General features: G+C 68.6%; 21 protein-coding genes. 11 read left to right on the top strand and 10 right to left on the bottom strand.

The window, feature by feature from the left end:
• Positions 1 to 23: 23 nt before the first annotated feature.
• A complete protein-coding gene (locus tag ABFX50_RS41245; RefSeq protein ID WP_346154539.1) occupies positions 24 to 773 on the bottom strand; it encodes a hypothetical protein in 750 nt (249 codons plus the stop codon).
• Positions 770 to 1,096, bottom strand: a complete 327-nt coding sequence (locus ABFX50_RS41240) for a PadR family transcriptional regulator (RefSeq protein ID WP_346154537.1) — start codon at positions 1,094 to 1,096, stop codon at positions 770 to 772. Before ABFX50_RS41240 ends, ABFX50_RS41245 begins: the two co-directional genes overlap by 4 nt.
• Positions 1,097 to 1,205: 109 nt before the next feature.
• Between ABFX50_RS41240 and ABFX50_RS41235 the strand changes: the two genes are divergently transcribed.
• The 3 genes from ABFX50_RS41235 to ABFX50_RS41225 all read left to right on the top strand — a co-directional run bounded on the left by ABFX50_RS41235 (position 1,206) and on the right by ABFX50_RS41225 (position 4,110).
• Positions 1,206 to 1,826 (top strand): IPT/TIG domain-containing protein, encoded by a 621-nt coding sequence (locus ABFX50_RS41235; RefSeq protein WP_346154535.1) that lies wholly within the window; start codon positions 1,206 to 1,208, stop codon positions 1,824 to 1,826.
• Positions 1,827 to 1,912: 86 nt separating this feature from the next.
• Positions 1,913 to 3,643, top strand: coding sequence for a 2'-5' RNA ligase family protein (locus ABFX50_RS41230; protein ID WP_346154533.1), 1,731 nt, complete (start codon positions 1,913 to 1,915; stop codon positions 3,641 to 3,643).
• A complete protein-coding gene (locus ABFX50_RS41225; RefSeq protein WP_346154531.1) occupies positions 3,640 to 4,110 on the top strand; it encodes an XF1762 family protein in 471 nt (156 codons plus the stop codon). The genes ABFX50_RS41230 and ABFX50_RS41225 overlap by 4 nt, the downstream gene beginning before the upstream one ends.
• Here the strand turns inward: ABFX50_RS41225 and ABFX50_RS41220 are convergent.
• A complete protein-coding gene (locus tag ABFX50_RS41220) occupies positions 4,095 to 4,712 on the bottom strand; it encodes a hypothetical protein (RefSeq protein WP_346154529.1) in 618 nt (205 codons plus the stop codon). The genes ABFX50_RS41225 and ABFX50_RS41220 overlap by 16 nt on opposite strands.
• Before the next feature lie 180 nt (positions 4,713 to 4,892).
• On the opposite strand from ABFX50_RS41220, the gene ABFX50_RS41215 reads away from it, so the two are divergent.
• Entirely contained in the window at positions 4,893 to 6,221 is a 1,329-nt protein-coding gene (locus ABFX50_RS41215) for a phage major capsid protein (RefSeq protein WP_346154528.1), read from the top strand.
• The gene (locus ABFX50_RS41210; RefSeq protein ID WP_346154526.1) at positions 6,218 to 6,670 is read left to right on the top strand and encodes a thermonuclease family protein; all 453 of its coding nucleotides are present in this window, start codon (positions 6,218 to 6,220) and stop codon (positions 6,668 to 6,670) included. Before ABFX50_RS41215 ends, ABFX50_RS41210 begins: the two co-directional genes overlap by 4 nt.
• 77 nt (positions 6,671 to 6,747) lie before the next feature.
• Here ABFX50_RS41210 and ABFX50_RS41205 read toward each other — a convergent pair whose 3' ends face one another.
• A complete protein-coding gene (locus tag ABFX50_RS41205) occupies positions 6,748 to 7,371 on the bottom strand; it encodes a hypothetical protein (protein WP_346154524.1) in 624 nt (207 codons plus the stop codon).
• Positions 7,372 to 7,634: 263 nt separating this feature from the next.
• On the opposite strand from ABFX50_RS41205, the gene ABFX50_RS41200 reads away from it, so the two are divergent.
• The 4 genes from ABFX50_RS41200 to ABFX50_RS41185 all read left to right on the top strand — a co-directional run bounded on the left by ABFX50_RS41200 (position 7,635) and on the right by ABFX50_RS41185 (position 10,007).
• Positions 7,635 to 8,219: a hypothetical protein gene (locus ABFX50_RS41200; protein ID WP_346154522.1), complete on the top strand. Its 585-nt coding sequence runs from the start codon at positions 7,635 to 7,637 to the stop codon at positions 8,217 to 8,219.
• 66 nt (positions 8,220 to 8,285) lie between these two features.
• A complete protein-coding gene (locus tag ABFX50_RS41195) occupies positions 8,286 to 8,792 on the top strand; it encodes a hypothetical protein (protein WP_346154521.1) in 507 nt (168 codons plus the stop codon).
• Positions 8,793 to 9,078: 286 nt separating this feature from the next.
• Complete coding sequence (locus ABFX50_RS41190; protein WP_346154519.1) at positions 9,079 to 9,675, top strand: hypothetical protein; 597 nt, start codon at positions 9,079 to 9,081, stop codon at positions 9,673 to 9,675.
• On the top strand, positions 9,666 to 10,007 hold the full coding sequence (locus ABFX50_RS41185; protein WP_346154517.1) for a hypothetical protein: 342 nt from the start codon (positions 9,666 to 9,668) through the stop codon (positions 10,005 to 10,007). The genes ABFX50_RS41190 and ABFX50_RS41185 overlap by 10 nt, the downstream gene beginning before the upstream one ends.
• Here ABFX50_RS41185 and ABFX50_RS41180 read toward each other — a convergent pair.
• The 3 genes from ABFX50_RS41180 to ABFX50_RS41170 all read right to left on the bottom strand — a co-directional run bounded on the left by ABFX50_RS41180 (position 9,971) and on the right by ABFX50_RS41170 (position 11,980).
• Entirely contained in the window at positions 9,971 to 10,234 is a 264-nt protein-coding gene (locus tag ABFX50_RS41180; protein ID WP_346154515.1) for a hypothetical protein, read from the bottom strand. The two genes, ABFX50_RS41185 and ABFX50_RS41180, sit on opposite strands and share 37 nt — an antisense overlap.
• Positions 10,235 to 10,685: 451 nt before the next feature.
• Positions 10,686 to 10,895, bottom strand: coding sequence for a hypothetical protein (locus ABFX50_RS41175; protein WP_346154513.1), 210 nt, complete (start codon positions 10,893 to 10,895; stop codon positions 10,686 to 10,688).
• 296 nt (positions 10,896 to 11,191) lie between these two features.
• The gene (locus ABFX50_RS41170; RefSeq protein WP_346154511.1) at positions 11,192 to 11,980 is read right to left on the bottom strand and encodes a ParA family protein; all 789 of its coding nucleotides are present in this window, start codon (positions 11,978 to 11,980) and stop codon (positions 11,192 to 11,194) included.
• Between the two features lie 183 nt (positions 11,981 to 12,163).
• On the opposite strand from ABFX50_RS41170, the gene ABFX50_RS41165 reads away from it, so the two are divergent.
• Complete coding sequence (locus tag ABFX50_RS41165; protein WP_346154509.1) at positions 12,164 to 12,718, top strand: HNH endonuclease family protein; 555 nt, start codon at positions 12,164 to 12,166, stop codon at positions 12,716 to 12,718.
• Positions 12,719 to 13,513: 795 nt separating this feature from the next.
• Here the strand turns inward: ABFX50_RS41165 and ABFX50_RS41160 are convergent.
• Genes ABFX50_RS41160 through ABFX50_RS41150 form a run of 3 tightly spaced genes read right to left on the bottom strand, consistent with a single transcriptional unit; the run spans position 13,514 to position 14,797 of the window.
• Complete coding sequence (locus ABFX50_RS41160; RefSeq protein ID WP_346154507.1) at positions 13,514 to 13,936, bottom strand: hypothetical protein; 423 nt, start codon at positions 13,934 to 13,936, stop codon at positions 13,514 to 13,516.
• A gap of 5 nt (positions 13,937 to 13,941) precedes the next feature.
• Entirely contained in the window at positions 13,942 to 14,187 is a 246-nt protein-coding gene (locus ABFX50_RS41155; protein WP_346154505.1) for a hypothetical protein, read from the bottom strand.
• 58 nt (positions 14,188 to 14,245) lie between these two features.
• Positions 14,246 to 14,797 carry a hypothetical protein gene (locus tag ABFX50_RS41150; protein ID WP_346154503.1) on the bottom strand — a complete coding sequence of 184 codons (552 nt, stop codon included), beginning with the start codon at positions 14,795 to 14,797 and terminating at the stop codon, positions 14,246 to 14,248.
• Between the two features lie 75 nt (positions 14,798 to 14,872).
• Between ABFX50_RS41150 and ABFX50_RS41145 the strand changes: the two genes are divergently transcribed.
• Positions 14,873 to 15,628 (top strand): hypothetical protein, encoded by a 756-nt coding sequence (locus tag ABFX50_RS41145; protein WP_346154501.1) that lies wholly within the window; start codon positions 14,873 to 14,875, stop codon positions 15,626 to 15,628.
• Positions 15,629 to 15,668 lie beyond the last annotated feature (40 nt).

Raw genomic sequence — 15,668 nt, 5'->3', positions numbered from 1 at the left:
TTGGCCGGCCCTTCGGTGTGGCGCTACGAGTCTGCCTGCGGTGCTGGAGGGTCTTCCCCGTGCGCGTACTTGACCTGGAAGATCGAGTCGTGGAACACGAAGTCGAAGCGGAGATCCGACTTGTCCCCGGTTATGGACTGCGATTCCAGAGCGACCGGGTGGAACCTGAGCTCATACATGGCGGTGTCCCCTTCGTAACGCGGGCTTAGCCTGATGCTGCACTTGTGCCGAAGACCACCAGGCAACTCGAAGGGCATCCACGGGGCGGGGATCCGCTCGCCTTCCCGTTCCGTTGTGCCCGCAGGGGAACTGCGACGGAGGACTCGTGCGATCAGTCGCCGCACCCAGGGAACGGGAATGAGGTCGAGCTTGTCAGCCTGGTCGCTGTCGCGCGGCCGTGGGAGCTCGCTCGCCCGAATCGGCTTGAGCAGCTTGCCGACGGTGGCGGCGGGGCCTCCGAGGAGGTTGGTGGCGAACTTAACGCTTCGTACCAGCCTCGTGAGCGGGAGCCCTTCGGATTCCCTGCTGATGTGCAGCAGTTCGGGCACCCACTCGGTGGCGAGGATCTCTTCCCGACATTCCTCAGGGAGGCCGCGGGCCGCACGCCGTAGTAGCCACAGAGGAAGCCGTTCCAGACGGGTGGCTGCCTCCTGCTTGATGAGGTCGCTACAGGTGGTGCAGATCACGCCCACGAGCGTGGTCGCGACCAGAACCAGCGCGCCCAGGATGTAGAACAGGCCGCCAAGAACGAAGGAACTGACTTGGGCACTCAACGGCGGCCTCGTGGCTGCGCGGGGGCAGGGGGGCGGAACGTCTCGCTGAGATCTTCAAGAGCTTGGCGCGCCGCTAGATAGCCCTCACAGGTCAAGACATACACGCGACGGCGTGGGCGTCCTGCCTTGGAGGGGTCGATGTCTTCCTGGCTGCTAGTGATCCAGCCGCCTCTTTCGAGCTCGGCGAGGATCGGGTAGGCCGTGCCGCTCGGCTGGCCCGTGAGCTGCATGAGCTCGAAGCCGTACCGTGGCTGGTCCGGAGCTTCCAGGAAGATCTTGAGAAGCTGCGCCTTCTTCGGCGTCACCCTCACTTCTATCTCCATGTAGAAGAATCTACATAGCCCTATGTAGATTCTGCAAGTTGCCGGTCGTAGCGAGGCTCTCAGCAGTCCCAGATGACGTAAGCGGGCGGCTCGGGCAACCTCCCGGCTCATGGACTCGGGGATCTTGTGGCGTGTCGGCTTCCTCGCCGGCGTCGTGATCGGCGCGACGCTTCTGCTTGTGCTGCTGCTTCGGTGGCAGCCGCACGCGGAACTCGTCCCGGCCGACACGCCACCTGTCCCCTCCACCGACCAGGGAGCAGAGATGACCTTGTATGCCGCCAACGGCAGCCAGCTCACCAAGACGGCCGCCACCGCCAAGACGGCCACGTTGCCCGTCACTGACCCGATCGTCCGCATCACCGAGAACCTGTACGAGGGCACCCGCCTGGACGGCACCAGCTTCCCCGAGGGCAAGCGCAACCTGCGCTTCCCCAAGGACGCCCTGGTCCGCAAGTCGCTGCTCGACGCCTGTTTCCCCGACGCTGCGGTCGGGTCGGTCTTCCCTGCCTCCGGGGCGGCCGCGGGCGGCGAGACGGTCACCATCAGGGGGACGAACTTCACGCCGGGCAGCACGGTGGCGTTCGGCGGCACGGCCGCCACGAACGTCGTGGTCGTCGATGAGAAGACCATCACGTGCAGGACGCCCGCCAAGGCTGCCGGGGCGGTCGCGGTCCAGGTGACCACGGACGCGGGCCCCTTCTCGAAGGCCAACGCCTTCACCTACGCCTGAGCCGTAGCAGCCGGGTTTGTCGGGAACGACCTAAGCATTCCGATCTGCCATCCTCCCCGCGATCACATCACGCGGGGGGACGCCAGATGACGACACAGCTCGAACACAAGTCGGTGGCGCTATCGTCGACCGCCGACATGGCGGACGCGCCCAAGGGGACCGTGGCCTGCCTGGTCGCGATCACGGGCGTGAGGGACAACGTCGGCGACATCATCATGCCGGGCGCGTTCGCCCGCACGATCCGTGAGCGACGCCCGAAGGGCGTCTTCGCCCACGACGTGCAGAAGTGGGCGGCCAGGGCTGAGGTGTATGAGGAGTGGCTGCCCGGCGATCCGCGCCTGCCCACGCTCACCAAGGACGGCAAGCCGTGGCCGCGCGAGGCGGGCGCCGTCTTCGTGCGGGCCCTGTATGACCTGGACACCAAGGACGGCCGCGAGGCGTACAAGAAGGTCCGCTTCTACTCCAAGTCGAACGAGTGCGAATGGTCGATCGGTTACTCGGTGCCCCCGGGCGGCGCTCGCAAGGACACCAAGGCTGGGGTGCGCAGGATCTATGACCTCGACTGGTTCGAGTTCTCGCCGGTCCTGTTCGGCGCCGCGTCGCAGACGATGACCTTGTCAGTGAAGTCAGGCCTGCCCCACGTCGGCGAGGTGAAGGCCGACCCCGCCTTCGACGACCTGGTCGACGGGGTGGAGGTGATCCCGGTGGGAGAGCTGCGGTCGATGGTGTCGCTCACCATTCCGGCCGACGTCGCCGACCAGGTCGCCGTCGAGGGTGGGCTGCCGTCCGAGGAGCTTCATGTGACGCTCGCCTACCTCGGCGAGGGCCTGGATGAGGCCGAGCTTGCCGAGGCGGCCGTCGTGGTCGAGCAGGTCGCCGCCCAGTCGGCGCCGCTGGCCGGCATCATCGGCGGCATCGGTGCTTTTCCCGAGAACGAGGACGGAATCCCGGCGTGGGTGCCGGTCGACGTGCCCGGCCTGGCCGAGCTGCGCCAGCGAGTCACGCAGGCGCTGGACGAGGCGGGCATCTGGTACGCCGCCAATCACGGTTTCACCCCGCACATGACGCTCACCTACCTGAAGCCGGGTGAGCCGCTCCCCTCCCCCGTCGAGGTCACGCCGGTCGAGTTCGGCGCGCTGACGCTCGCCGTGGAGGACGACCACCAGGACTTCCCGCTCACCGCCGACGCGGCCGCTCCCTCCCCCGGTTCCGGGACGGGCGTGGTGGAGGCCAAGTCGGGGATGTCGTTCGAGGAGACCAAGGCAGCGGTCCGCGAGGCCGTCACCGAGTGGGCGCACGGGTCCGGCGAGGTCAAGTCAGTCACGGTCGAGGCCACCTTCCCGGACACGGCGATCGCCCGCGTGGTCGACGGGCACGGCGCAGAAGGCTGGTATCAGGTGCCCTACGAGCCCGCAGGCGACGGCAGGGTGGACATCCACGAGCCTGTCCCCGTCACCGTCTACCGCTCGGGCAGCCCGGACCTGGCGGCGGCCGCCGACGCAGTGGAGGACGCCGCGGCGGCGGTCAAGCACGCCCGCAGCGGGTGGGAGACGAAGGCGGGCCGGGTCCTGTCCGACCGGAACCTGAAGCGGCTGCGGCAGGCCGCCGACATCCTGCACCAGATCATGAAGGAGGCCGGCGTGTGGGAGGAGGACGAGCACGATCCGGGCAGGCGGCAGGCTCCCGAGTTGCCGCCCGAGCCGATCGTCATGCCCGACTCCACCGCCCCGTCCGCGCTGCCGAGCGAGCTCAAGCAGCTCACCGCCGAAGAGATGGAGGCGGGGAAGGCGATCCTCGAGTCGCTGAGGGTCGCGTGAGCGGGCTTCGCCTGGAGCCGGTCACGTTCGCGCAGGCGTGCGCGTTCGTGGACGAGCAGCATCGCCATCATCGGGCGCCCCGAGGCCACAAGTTCTCCATCGGCGCCGCTCAAGGCGAGCGACTGGTCGGGGTGGCCATCGTTGGCCGCCCTGTGGCCAGGCACTACGACACGGGCCGGGCGCTGGAGGTGACCAGGGTGGCCACGGACGGCACCCGCAACGCGTGCTCGACCCTGCTCAGCGCGGCGTGGAGGGCGGGCCGGGCGCTCGGCTACGAGCGGATGATCACCTACACGCGTTCCGACGAGGATGGCGCCTCGCTGAGGGCGGCCGGGTGGGAGCCTGTCGCGGTACGGCCGCCGCGACGAGGCTGGTCGTGTCCGTCTCGGCCCCGCGCGGGTGGCGAGGTTGAGCAGGTGGGCCGTACTTTGTGGCAGGCTCCCGGGTCGGCTCAGGCGCCTTCGTAGTCCGCGATCGCGTCCCGGATGGGCTTGAGCACGTCGGCCTTGCCGTACGTGGCGGTGGGGATCTTCCAGCGGGTCACGCCGTTCGGCGTCGACCACTCCAGGGTGCCCCCGGTGCGCGGCAGGTCGAACGAGTAGTAGATGACCTCGCTGCTGCCCGCCTGGATCGTGATCTCCTGCCCGTCCGTGCGGCCCACCCACGGGGACTCCAGCGCCTTGCCGGAAGAGGTGGTGAACGCCCGGCTACCGATCTTGATCCGCCACTGGCTGCCCGAGATAGGCGGCGGCACCCGGTCCGGCTTCGAGCCGGCCGTCACACGGAAGGCGATGGCGACGAACCACTTCTCCCGGGGCTGCGCGAAATGAGCCTGGCTGGGCTTGTGGTAGTAGACCCCGACCGGCGCCACCTTCAGCGGGCTGCCCTTCTCCCCCGCGATCTTGGCGGCCTGGCCGAACTTGAGCACCTTCGGAGCGGCCGCGAGTTCGGCCGGTTTCGCCGAGGCGGCTGGGGGCTGTACGGCGGCGGCCGTGGCGGGAGCGGTTGGGATGCCTGCGGCCACCACGAGGGCGGCGACGGTGGGCGCGACGAGACGGTGACGCGGCACTAAATCCTCCACATTGGGACGTTCCAACCCCCGAGCTTGATCACCTTAACGGCGGGCCTGCGACGTAAGCGCGGGTTTCGCCTAGCTTGCCGCCTTGATCACGGGGGTCCCGGTGCTGACCGGGCGCGGATCGCACACGAACGCACACCGATGTCAGCCATTACCGGGGGGTAGAGGCAGATGACTGCCACCGTCACCAACTCGCGGATCAAGGAACTGAAGGGCCTCCTCAATGAGGAGGGCGCCAAGATCGAGCGCATCCAGAACGCCATGAAGGACGAAACCGGCCGCGGCCACTTCGTCGTGTCGAAGGAGATGCACTCCGACTATCTGAAGTCGGTCGACCGCGCCGAGCAGCTCCAGGCGCTACTGGTCACCGAGGAGAAGGCCGCGGGCATCCTGTCCTACCTGGCCGAGCCGGAAGCCTCCCCGGTTGCCGGGGTTCTGGCCGCTCAGCGCGCCCATGGCATGGAGCGTAAGAGCCTGTCGCAGGCGTTCATCGAGTCCGAGGCCTACCAGGAGATGAAGGCGCGCGACTTCCGCGAGCCGCGCGGCGTCGTCACCATCGACCAGGGCCTCTACTCCTTCGAGGCCAAGGACCTGTTCACCCTGTCTGGCGGTACGCACACCACGCCCGCGTTCGGTACCGCGCAGGAGATGGGCATCTCGGAGCGGCAGCGCCGCCCCAACCGGGTTCGGGACCTGTTCCCGGCCGAGCGGACCGAAGCCAACATCATCTCTGGTGTCCGGCAGACCGGGTTCGTCAACAACGCGGGCATGATCCCCGAGCGGCGTGCCGCCGATGGCATCAGCGCGCCCACCGGCGCAGCGACCGACACGTGGGGTAGGGCGCCGCGCTCGCAGATCGAGTTCACTCCGTACACCCGCCCGATCTCGGAGATCGGCCACTACGAGACGATCCACAAGAACACCCTCGCCGACGAGTCCAGGCTGCGCGGCATCCTGGAGCGCGACCTGATCGACGGCGTGAAGCTCAAGGAGGACGAGCAGATCCTCTTCGGCGACGGCGTCGGCGAGAACCTGCTCGGCATCACCCAGACGCCCGGCATCCAGCTCTACACCGGTCTGGCCTCTGACAAGAAGACCGCCCAGGTCCGCCGCGCCCTCACTCGCGCCATCCTCAGCTATTACGACCCGTCCGGTGTCGTGATGCACCCGCTCGACTTCGAGGACATCGAGCTGGAGGAGGACAAGCAGGGCGGCTACAGGGTCGCCGTGTCGGTCGCGATCGGCGCCGAGAAGAGGGTGTGGCGCCTGAACGTCATCGACACCCCGGCCATGGTGCAGGGCAAGTACCTGCTCGGGGCGTGGGGGTACGGCGCGAAGCTGTTCGACCGCGAGACCGTGGTCGTCCAGGCCTCGACGGAGCATGGTCACAACTTCATCGAGGGCACCGTAACGATCAAGGCTTCTGAGCGGATTGGCCTTGCCTGCGACCGTCCCGAGTCATTTGTGTACGGCTCCTTCACTCCTTACGTGGCTGCGTGAGCGAGCAGGTAGATCAGCCGTCCGCCCCCGCGACGGGGGCGGACGCTGCCACCCATAAGCACCCCACCAACTGCCGCTGCATCAAGCCCAAGGGCGCGCAGGCAGCGCCGGGGCCGGACCTGTACGTGTACGCCGCCACCGTCGCCAAGGTCGTCGACGGCGACACCCTCGACCTGGTGGTCGATCTCGGGTTCGGCACCAGCCACAAGATCCGCGCCCGCCTGGTCGGCGTGTACGCGCCCGAGCTCGGCGCAGCCGAAGGCAAGGGCGAGCAGGCCGCGGAGTTCACTCGAGCATGGGCGGCCGAGCACGGGCCAGTCCTGACAGTGCGGACGTTCCGGGACCGCAAGGAGCGGTACGGCCGCTACCTGGCGACCATCACGTCAGCGGACGGCGCGAGTCTCGGCGAGGCTCTCGTCGCGGCTGGCCACGCCACCACCGCCCCCTGAGGAGAACAGCGATCACAGCCCCTGGACCCGGTGGCCACCAACCAAGTGGGTGGAGTGCTGGTCTCGTGGGCTGACGATCAGGTGCAAGGAGTCACGTTGATGCTGTTCGTAGGCGAGATGAGCCCAAAACTGCCAGCCGCTATGAAGTCTTCAAACGTCCCTCGCGGGGCTTCGGAGTCGTGGCCGAATCGGGGCCAGAGCTTCCCCTTGTCGAGCGTATTGACGACGAAGTACTCGGAGTCCTCGCCTTCCGGCTTTGCTGGGTCGCGCAAGGCCACCTGCGAGCAGGGTGGCACTGGGATGAGGAATCGGCCCTCTTCAGAGGTTGTGTCCGACGTCATGCGAATGACCACAATGGCCTGTTGTGCGTTGCCGTTCCGGATGGTGACGTTCTGTAGGTCGTTAAGGCTGTGGACCGTGTCACCAGGGAGGTTGTTCCACATGACCACCCGCATAGCGAAGGCGGCCTTCCTATCCTCTTCTTCCGCCACTTTTGCTCTTGTTCGCTCCTTCTGATCCTCCGTGCGTTGCGTGAGGGCGTCTATCCGTTGCTGTTCGCTAATCCTCAGCGCGTTGGTGGAGATGACCAGCGCCGGTACGGACATGAGCCCGGCTAGAACGGTGCCGATGGCGGCCCACCACTGGACGTTCCAGCGGACGTTCCGGAGCCGCACCCTTGACGGCGCGCGTGGTCGGCTCACGGCTTGCCTGATGGCTCGGGCGGAGGGCCGCGGCGCCCAGTTTGAACGTAAGGCGGGTTGCGGGCGGCGTTGTCCGGTCATGTCTCAGTATGGTGCGCGGCGATGGTCGGCGGCAGCTGAAGTGCTGCGATGCCCTCCGACCTCGGTACCTGCTCCTAGTTCAAGTGGCGACCGGAGTGTGTTCGACCACTGCGGGGGATACGGCTGCGCGAGTACCGCAGGCGCAGGGACGCTAGGCGCTGATCTTGCTACCGTCCGCGGCCATGACGACGAACCCTCCTGGCGCCCGCGTCCGCGCGGGCTCCTCGCACCGAGGCCGACCGCACCGGCCCGGCAGCCTGTCGCGTCCTTCCCCCGCCGCGCACCCTCGGAGTCCTTTCAACCTGGCGAAGGCGTGTGCCCTGTATGCGCAGGGCAAGACGCTGCAGGACATCGCCGATCTGAGCGGCTACTCACGCAGCCGCGTGCATGTCCTTCTGCGCGAGGCGGGCGTGCAGATGCGCGACAGCAGGGCGCCGCGCGCCAGCAGGGTCAGCGCGGACAAGCGGCGCAGGATCTTGGCTGCCTGGCGGCGCGGCAAGTCCAACAGTCAGATCATCGCCGAGTGCCGTACGTCGTCGGCCACGATCCACAAGGTGGTGGCCAAGGCGGGCCTGGAGCCGCGCCGCTCGCACCGCAAGTACGACCACGACCGTATGCGGGAGCTGCGCGGGCAGGGGTGGACGCTCGCGGCCATCGCCGACGATCAAGGCACCTCGGCGCAGTACGTGTGGACGATCATCAACGGCGCCCACTTGAAGGGCTACAGCAGACGTCGAGGAGCCGCCTCGGAGGCCGGAGCGACGTAAGGGCAACGCTGTGCTTAGGTCAGCGGCGACATCGACGAAGGACCCCTTTGAGAGAGGACGGCAGCGGTGACGGCTACCCGTAGAAAGTCCAGCGCCGGCGAGCAGGCTCCGCCCGCCGAGCAGGCCCCGGTCGAGTCCGGCCAGCCCGAGCAGCCCGCCGCCGCGCCGACTCCGGCCGTCGACGAGGCGGGCCCTGTTGCCGCGCCGACGCAGGCCGCGCCGCTCGACCCGCCCGCCCGGCCCGAGCCGCCCGCTCCCGATCCTGGGCCGACGCCGCAGATCCGGATGCTGGCCACGCCGGGCAGTGAGTTCGTCGACCTGGTGTGGGGCGACAACCCTGCCGGACAGCCCAAGGAGAAGGCAGACCCGGATGAGCTGTTCCACGACCCGGGCGCCCAGTTCTCATACGTGATCGTCGCCCGGCCTATCGTGCGCCTGTTCCACATGCCGGGCGCCAACGGCATCCTCGGTGAGCAGCTGTTCAGGAACGCGGGCGTCCACATCGACCGCGGGCACGCGAACCACATCCGGCAGGACCTGGCGGCGGTACGCGCCGCCGAGCAGGCCGACTAGAAGCTCGCGCGGTCTCACCGGGAGCAGGGCGGGATTGGTGTCTCTGGGGGGTGACACCAACCTCGCGCAGGGCGCTCGGTGAGGTCGCGCGGAAAACGGGCTCTTGGGCTGGCGCTCCCTCCCCTCCACGAGGGGCGCGGGGCCCGGCAGGGCTGGCGGGACGGGCGACGTTCAACGGTGGGGACCTGAATGTTCGCCCGCCCCGCGCAGGCCGGGATGCTCTCGCCAATTTGAGGAGACCAGCCCAAGAGACCCGACATCGACCCAGCACGGGAGAGGAGGGTGCGTGGTGGATTTGGTGACGCCCGAGAAGGTCGCGGTACGGGCCGGGCTGCCGACGCTGCTGGACGCCGGCATGCGGGCGGCGATTGAGGAGGCCATCGCGGACGGCTTCGCTGAAGCTGCCGCCCACCTGAACCGCTCCCCCACCCCGGAGACGTTCACGCAGCGCGGTGTCGTCCCGGACGGGCGCGGCGGATGGCTCCTCAACCACGGGCCGCTGATTGAGGTGCTGTCGGCCACCGCGGAGACGCATCCAGTCAACGGCGCGTTGACCGGCGCGTACACGATCGTCTACCGGGCCGGGCTGGATCCTGACGCGGATCGCCGGTACGGCAGCGTGCTGGCCCGCTTCGTGCTGTGGTCGGCGGCCGCGAGCCCGATCGTGCGTCGTATCGCGCAGGAGAAAGGCGTTCGGCTCCAGTCGGCGGTCAACGTCGAGGGCCAGGGCGTCACCTACGAGTCCAGTCAGGTCACGGCAGGGTCGGGGGTTGCGGGGGCTCCCCCGACCCTTGCCGATCTCGACGAGTGGGTGAGCCACACCGTGTATCAGGCGCCCGGCCGGGGCCCGCATCCGATCGAGACGGGCGTGGCATGGCTGTGATCGGCGCCAACGTGTCGATGGGGTTGCGCCGCCGTACGGCGGGCGTCGATGGGCACGGCACCCCGGTCGCGGGTGTCCTCGGCGCGGTGGAGGGTGTGCGGCCGGGCCGGATCGTGTCCCGGCCTGACGTCGACGGCGACCCGGAGACGGGTCCTGGCATGTGGGTGCTGGCGTGTGATCCTTCGTGGTGGCCGGTGGCGGCCGCCGACCAGGTGGTCGAGCAGGGCGGCCGTGGGCGGGCGTGGACGGTGGTCCGCGCTGCGCTGCGGGCCAGCGACTTCGACCCAGCTATCGACTACATCAGGATCGAGGCGTCCCCGGTAGCGGGTTGAAGGGTTTCCACCCACACCCGGTCGGCGCGGTGCGTCTCGATCTTGCTGTGCAGGGTGCCGTCTGAGAAGCGGCCCGTCGAGGCCAGCAGATACCACTCCGCTTCCGGCATGAGCCGGATCACCAGGCGGCCGCGATCGTCGGCGTGCGGGTTGGAGGCGGCGCGCAGATCATGCCGCCATGATCCGGAGCGGGTGAGCAGGATCAGCCGCTCCCCCACCAGGTGCATGTACGGCTCCACAGGCGTAGGCACACGAGAGGGCGGAGGAGGTCGGAGAGGTGAGCCCGTGCGAGGGGCCGGGGCCTGCCGGTTAGCCGATTGCGTGCTCATACGACGGATTATGCGCGGCAGCACTGACATATCTGGTCTCGTATTCGACCTGGCACGTGAGCGACTGTAGACACCAGTCACCAACAGGCTGGTGACCCGAAGAGGGACTCTGCTGTGTACGGGCGCGGGTACGCGCGCGGGTACGCGCGTACCCGCGCGCGAGGGTAACGGATCTCGTACCGGAATCGTGGGAGAGACACGCCATTGGCATCGTGGTTGGTGGAGGACCGTGTCGCTGCCCTAAGCGGTCGCTTCAGAGGTGGGGGAGTGGGGTTGTCGCCGTGGTGGTGACATGGAAGGGCCCCCGACTGCTGGGGGAGCATCGGGGGCCCTTAGATGATCGGGTGGGTCACAGGTAACGCTGGGGGTCCTCCACCCCTGCGTCCATGAGAGCCACCAGCATCATGGTGTCGGGGACGCCTTCCTTACGCGCCTCCGCGACCAGCCGGTCCCACCGGTCCGCGGTCTCGTTCAAGGCCGCCTCGTCGGCGTGGAGCTTGCCCGACAGGGAGCGCAGCCGCCAACGCCAGTCGTCGCGCTGGCTCTTGGACAGCTGCACCGCGGCGGGTGCGGCCGCCGTACGCCGCGACCGTCCTCGACCCCCGGCGCGGGAGGTGTCCGCTTTGTCCCGTTTTGGCGGCTCGGGTGTGCGAGGCGGCTCCTCGTCGTACATCCAGTCGTCGCCTGCGCGGCTCTCAGGCTCACGCTCGCGGCCAGAAACCGCCTCCTGCGTCTCCTGGGCCCCGCCTGTCTCAGGGGGCGGCTCAGAAGCCGTTCTAGACGCGGTCGGTCCGACGCCGCGATCGAGGTTGATGTCGTCCTCAACGTCCGGCAGAGGCCTACGTGCCGCCGCGCTCATGCCGCCACCGCCTTCAGGTAGTTGCCGACGCGCGAATCGAAGATCTGCCGCACCTCAATCCCCGCGTTCTGCGGAGGCTCAGCGCGCTCGCTTGCGTCCTCGATCGACGCACGCAGTGGCAGATGCGGCGTCCACACCAGATCACCGAACTTGGCGATGAGTGACTCCGTCCGCTGCTCGTGGTTGATCACCTGCGAGCGCTTCATGTTGATCACGATGCCGATCATCTGGCAGCGCAACCCCAGCCCCTGCCGCTGGTCGGGATTCTCGATGAAGCTCTTGAGCCGGTAGATGCCGCGCACGGCGTCGTAGGTGGGGGTGGTGACACCCACCACGTGGTCGCTGGCGACCAGCGCGAGGTGTAGCAGATGGCCGATGGTGGGCGGCGTGTCGATCAACACGTCGTCAAACTCGGCCGCGAGCGGCGCCAGGCACTTGTGCAGTCGCTGCCACGACAGCGGCACACCGGCCTCGCTGATGCGCTCCTCCAACTCGATCCGGGAAGGCACGAGCGTGATGTTGTCTGCCCACGTCGGTTCCCACTGGCAAGGCAGGAAGGACGCGCGCAATGCCTTAGGCGAGTGGTCGCGGATGGCTTCGGCGATCGTGGGCCGCGACTCGAGCTCATGCTCTTGGTAGCCCATACGCCGCGACAGGTTGCCCTGAGGGTCGAGATCCACGACGAGTACGCGCCGGCCCTGCATGGCGAGCGCCGCTGCGTGTCCTTCCACCTCGTCGGTCTTGCCCACGCCGCCCTTGTGGTTGGCATAGGTAGTGACAGGCATAACGGGTAGCCTCTCGTTCGGACGGATGCATTTCGCCCGCCCCTTGGCCGTCGAACCGAAGGGGCGGGCGCCCGAAACGCTATCCGTCCGCGCGCGTCTCGGTAATGTCGACACCCCAAATCGGGCGGGAAATCAGCCTCGAACGCTTGGATCCTGTCGGCCTGGTAGGTCACCATCGAACGCATGAGCGCGCTCGCCACACCGACTCTCGCCGTTCCAGTCGTCGGCACGCGCTGGCTCAAGCGGGTGGACATGGCCGGGACGGTTCCCCAGCACGCGCCCGAACTCGGCCCGTGCTGGCCCACGAACGGGCCGACGAACAGCAAGGGCTACCCGATCATCTCGGTCGGCGGGAAGACGAAGCTCCTGCATCTCGTCGTCTACCCGACCGTGCACGGCCCGATCCCGCCCGGGTGGGAAGTCGACCACCTGTGCCACCACCCCGACTACTGCAAGAAGAAGGCCGGTTGCCCGCACCGTAGGTGCGGCAATCCCGGGCACTGGCGGGCTGTCCCCCAGGAGGAGAACAACCTCCGCTCCGGGTCGGTGACGGCGGTCAACGCCCGCAAGGACGAATGCATCCGCGGGCACCCCCTCGTCGGCGACAACCTGATCGTCCGCGCTGACCGGCCGGAGCATCGGGAGTGCCGGGAGTGCCGGCGACTGCGGCGGGCGATGGCGGCCGCGCTGGATGTGGCCACGGCGGGCGGGATGGGCGAGCAGCTCGGCCTGCTGTAGGGATGCTTGCTGCGGCTCGTCCGACAGCTACGATGTTGGAGGCTTCTTCTGAGCCTCCGCCGTGAGAAGCGCTGCTCGTGCGGAAAGCATCGAGCCTCGGGCGGCCAAGATCGCGCCGATGCCGCCCGCGACGCCTCCAACTGCTCCGAGCGCTGCTGCCAATGCCCCAATCCAGTCGGTTGGCTTGGTGGAGCTCGATTGTTCGGCTGCTGCGGGCTGGGAGGTTTTAGCAGCAGTGGTGGCGGTGACCGTTGCGGTGACCGTGACGACAGGCGGTGTGGGGTGTGGGGGCGCGCTGCTGCCGCTAAAACTCTGGATCATCCAGGCGAGAGCAGCGACACAGAGCAGCGCGAATAGCAACATGTGCCGCAGAGGGACGCCCACCTGCTTGATCGGCTCGTACGGGTCGCCGTCACTCCAACGGCCGCGCCACATGTCCCGGTGCCGATCCCTTGAAGATCGATAGCTCCGATCCCTGTGCATATAGCGCCGATCCCGGTCCCCTGGAGGAGGGGGCGGAGGCTCATCGTCCGTGGTTGGGTCGACCACGAAGAGCACAGCACCGAGAAGAAGGAAGCCAAGGACAAGAGACAGCCACGGGATTCGTTGCCCGAGCCAGAAGACTCCTGCGGTGCTCAGCAGTACGACGGCGACACCTATGAGCCGCCAGCCTGTACGGCTGAATTGCTCTGCCGCGCTTTTCGTTTCCTCTAAACCCCTCACGTACGAACGATAGGCCGCGGTGCCTAGCCGTTCCCAGCTCAACTGAGCAAGTTGAGTAGGTCGTGAGGGGCCTTATCCGGGGTGGCAGTCGATGGCGGCGGTGGCGATGTAGCGGCCGCGCCCGTCCGCCTCTGGCACCGGGCCGCCGCCGACGCGGGAAGCGACCTCCGTGATCACCACCTCGCCCTCCACCCGAGGGAGCGCCGGGAGGGCGGCGAGCTCCTGCAGGGCGGTGTACAGGATGCGGCGTAGCTGCCCGTCGCCCACCGGCGCCTCGACGCTGTCGAGCGCCTCCAACCTCAGGAGAGTCTTGGTGGCCCCGGTGAGCAGGTCGTCGACTCCTCCAGGGACGGGCCGTACCCGGAGGCGGGGATAGGGCGGCTTGTGGGCCGCGCCGACCCTGTCCATGCCGCCCAGCTCGGCCGCGAGCCGAGTGCTGCCCTGCAGGTGGGCGAGAGCGGCCGGGATCGGGTCGGCGTCAGCCAGCGAGCGCATCCCTCTTACTCGCCCTTCGAGGCCTGCGCGGCGGCCGGCCTGGACTTGACCGGGGTGAGCGCCTTCCTGATGGTGGCCGGGTTGCCCGGCTCGGCGCCGAGGACGTAGCCCACGCCGACGAGCCGCATCGCCTCCCGCTCCTTCAAGATGATCGTCTCGCCGGTCGCGTGGACGCGCCGCTCGAGACCGAGTTCCTCGGAGTCTTTGCTGCCGAGAGGGTTGGTGAGGGTGATCTTCACGAGCTGGGACATTCGATCTCCAAGGGTGTCGGGCTGGGCCTGGTCGGGCTGATGTTGGCGGGTGGAAGGGCTAACGTCGCCTCGCCCGGTGTGCGGCGGCGGCCTGTCGGGCGGCCGCGTTGAACCAGCCGCCGTCCTGGTCGGCGTACTCCGACTCGGCCACCCGGGGGAAGGCGACGGACACGCTGGCGGCGACCGTCCGGCCTGACGGCCTGGCCGGGCTGGTGGTGACGGTCGCGGCGACCGCGCCGGGCAGGTCGATCTTGCGGCAGCGGCAGTTCACGACCTGGTGGAAGGGCAGTTGTTCGTCGCGCGGCCGATCGCCGAGGTCCCAGCCGGGCAGCTTCGTCCATCCGCCTGCCGGGTTGGCGTTGCGGCCGCGGCCCTTGTTGACGTACTGCATGCGGGGCAGCCGGAACGGCACGTTGTCGGGGATGAGCTGGCCGTGCGCTTCGGCGTGGGAGGGGCGGACCTGCTCGTCCGCGTCGGTCTGCCACACCTTCCCGTCCGGCGCGCCGGCGCGCGCGTTGGAGGCGACTTCGTCGGCGACCTCGTCGACCCTGCTGGCCACGAGGGCGGCGATCTTCTGGGTCAACCCGCTGGTCAGGCGTACGCGTGCCATGGCCGGGACCGTACATGCGGCGGGCGGTTGCGTCGCCGCAGGACACTAGGGGCCGAATCCGACATGGTGCCCGGCATGACGAGCAACTCCCCCAAGCGTCGGCCTGCCGACGACGTCGACGCCGCCAAGCGCCTGTACCTCGAGGACGAGTTGTCGGTGAGGGAGGTGGCGTGGCGGCTCGGCTGGTCGCATACGGCCATCTATGACGTGCTGGTCGCTGCTGGCGTCCCGCTGCGGCCTACGGGTTCCAGCCCTCGGCGTATTCCTGCGGAGGTGAGGGAGGCGGTGGTGGCGGAGTATGCGGCGGGCGAGCGGATGAGCGTGCTGTGTTCCCGGTACGGGGTGGCGGCGCAGTCGGTTCGCAACATGGTGTCGGAAGCGGGTGGCTCCCTGCGGCTGGGCGGGGCGACGTTGGCGGGCCGGAGCCGCTTCGACCGGGAGCAGGCGGCGGCGCTGGCTGATCAGGGGTGGACGGTGCCGTCTATCGCGATCTTGACCGGTTTCTGTGAAGGGCACGTGCGGCGGCAGCTCCGCGAGATGGGGTATGGCCGCAAGCCTCTGCCGGACGCGGATGAGTTGGCCGAGATGTTCGACGAGGCGGGGTCGGTGCGGGTGCTGGCCGTCCGGTTGGGCTGCACGCAGTCGAGGGTGCGCAATGCGTTGAAGGCGGCGGGCATCAAGCGGCTGCCGAAGACGCAGGTGCTGGTGCGGATGCTGGCCAGGACCCGGTCGGGTAAGGCGGTGGCGGCTGAGCTTGGTTGCTCGTTTTCGCGGGTGCGGAAGGCGTTGGAGCGGGCCGGGGTGCCGGTCAAGGCGGTGGCCGCCCGCTGAACCGGCGCGATGGCGGACGCTTGAGGTGTTCGGCGGGCCG

This window comes from Nonomuraea recticatena (assembly GCF_039533245.1).
GTDB lineage: Bacteria > Actinomycetota > Actinomycetes > Streptosporangiales > Streptosporangiaceae > Nonomuraea > Nonomuraea roseola.
Note: the sequence above shows the minus strand (reverse complement) of the source record. Positions and strands in the feature narration are given on the sequence as shown.

Coding starts and splice junctions, on each gene's coding strand:
- ABFX50_RS41240 (WP_346154537.1), bottom strand. CDS start 1,096: ATGGAGATAGAAGTGAGGGTGACGCCGAAGAAGGCGCAGCTTCTCAAG.
- ABFX50_RS41235 (WP_346154535.1), top strand. CDS start 1,206: ATGGACTCGGGGATCTTGTGGCGTGTCGGCTTCCTCGCCGGCGTCGTG.
- ABFX50_RS41230 (WP_346154533.1), top strand. CDS start 1,913: ATGACGACACAGCTCGAACACAAGTCGGTGGCGCTATCGTCGACCGCC.
- ABFX50_RS41215 (WP_346154528.1), top strand. CDS start 4,893: ATGACTGCCACCGTCACCAACTCGCGGATCAAGGAACTGAAGGGCCTC.
- ABFX50_RS41200 (WP_346154522.1), top strand. CDS start 7,635: ATGACGACGAACCCTCCTGGCGCCCGCGTCCGCGCGGGCTCCTCGCAC.
- ABFX50_RS41185 (WP_346154517.1), top strand. CDS start 9,666: ATGGCTGTGATCGGCGCCAACGTGTCGATGGGGTTGCGCCGCCGTACG.
- ABFX50_RS41180 (WP_346154515.1), bottom strand. CDS start 10,234: ATGCACCTGGTGGGGGAGCGGCTGATCCTGCTCACCCGCTCCGGATCA.
- ABFX50_RS41170 (WP_346154511.1), bottom strand. CDS start 11,980: ATGCCTGTCACTACCTATGCCAACCACAAGGGCGGCGTGGGCAAGACC.
- ABFX50_RS41165 (WP_346154509.1), top strand. CDS start 12,164: ATGAGCGCGCTCGCCACACCGACTCTCGCCGTTCCAGTCGTCGGCACG.
- ABFX50_RS41160 (WP_346154507.1), bottom strand. CDS start 13,936: ATGCGCTCGCTGGCTGACGCCGACCCGATCCCGGCCGCTCTCGCCCAC.
- ABFX50_RS41155 (WP_346154505.1), bottom strand. CDS start 14,187: ATGTCCCAGCTCGTGAAGATCACCCTCACCAACCCTCTCGGCAGCAAA.
- ABFX50_RS41150 (WP_346154503.1), bottom strand. CDS start 14,797: ATGGCACGCGTACGCCTGACCAGCGGGTTGACCCAGAAGATCGCCGCC.
- ABFX50_RS41145 (WP_346154501.1), top strand. CDS start 14,873: ATGACGAGCAACTCCCCCAAGCGTCGGCCTGCCGACGACGTCGACGCC.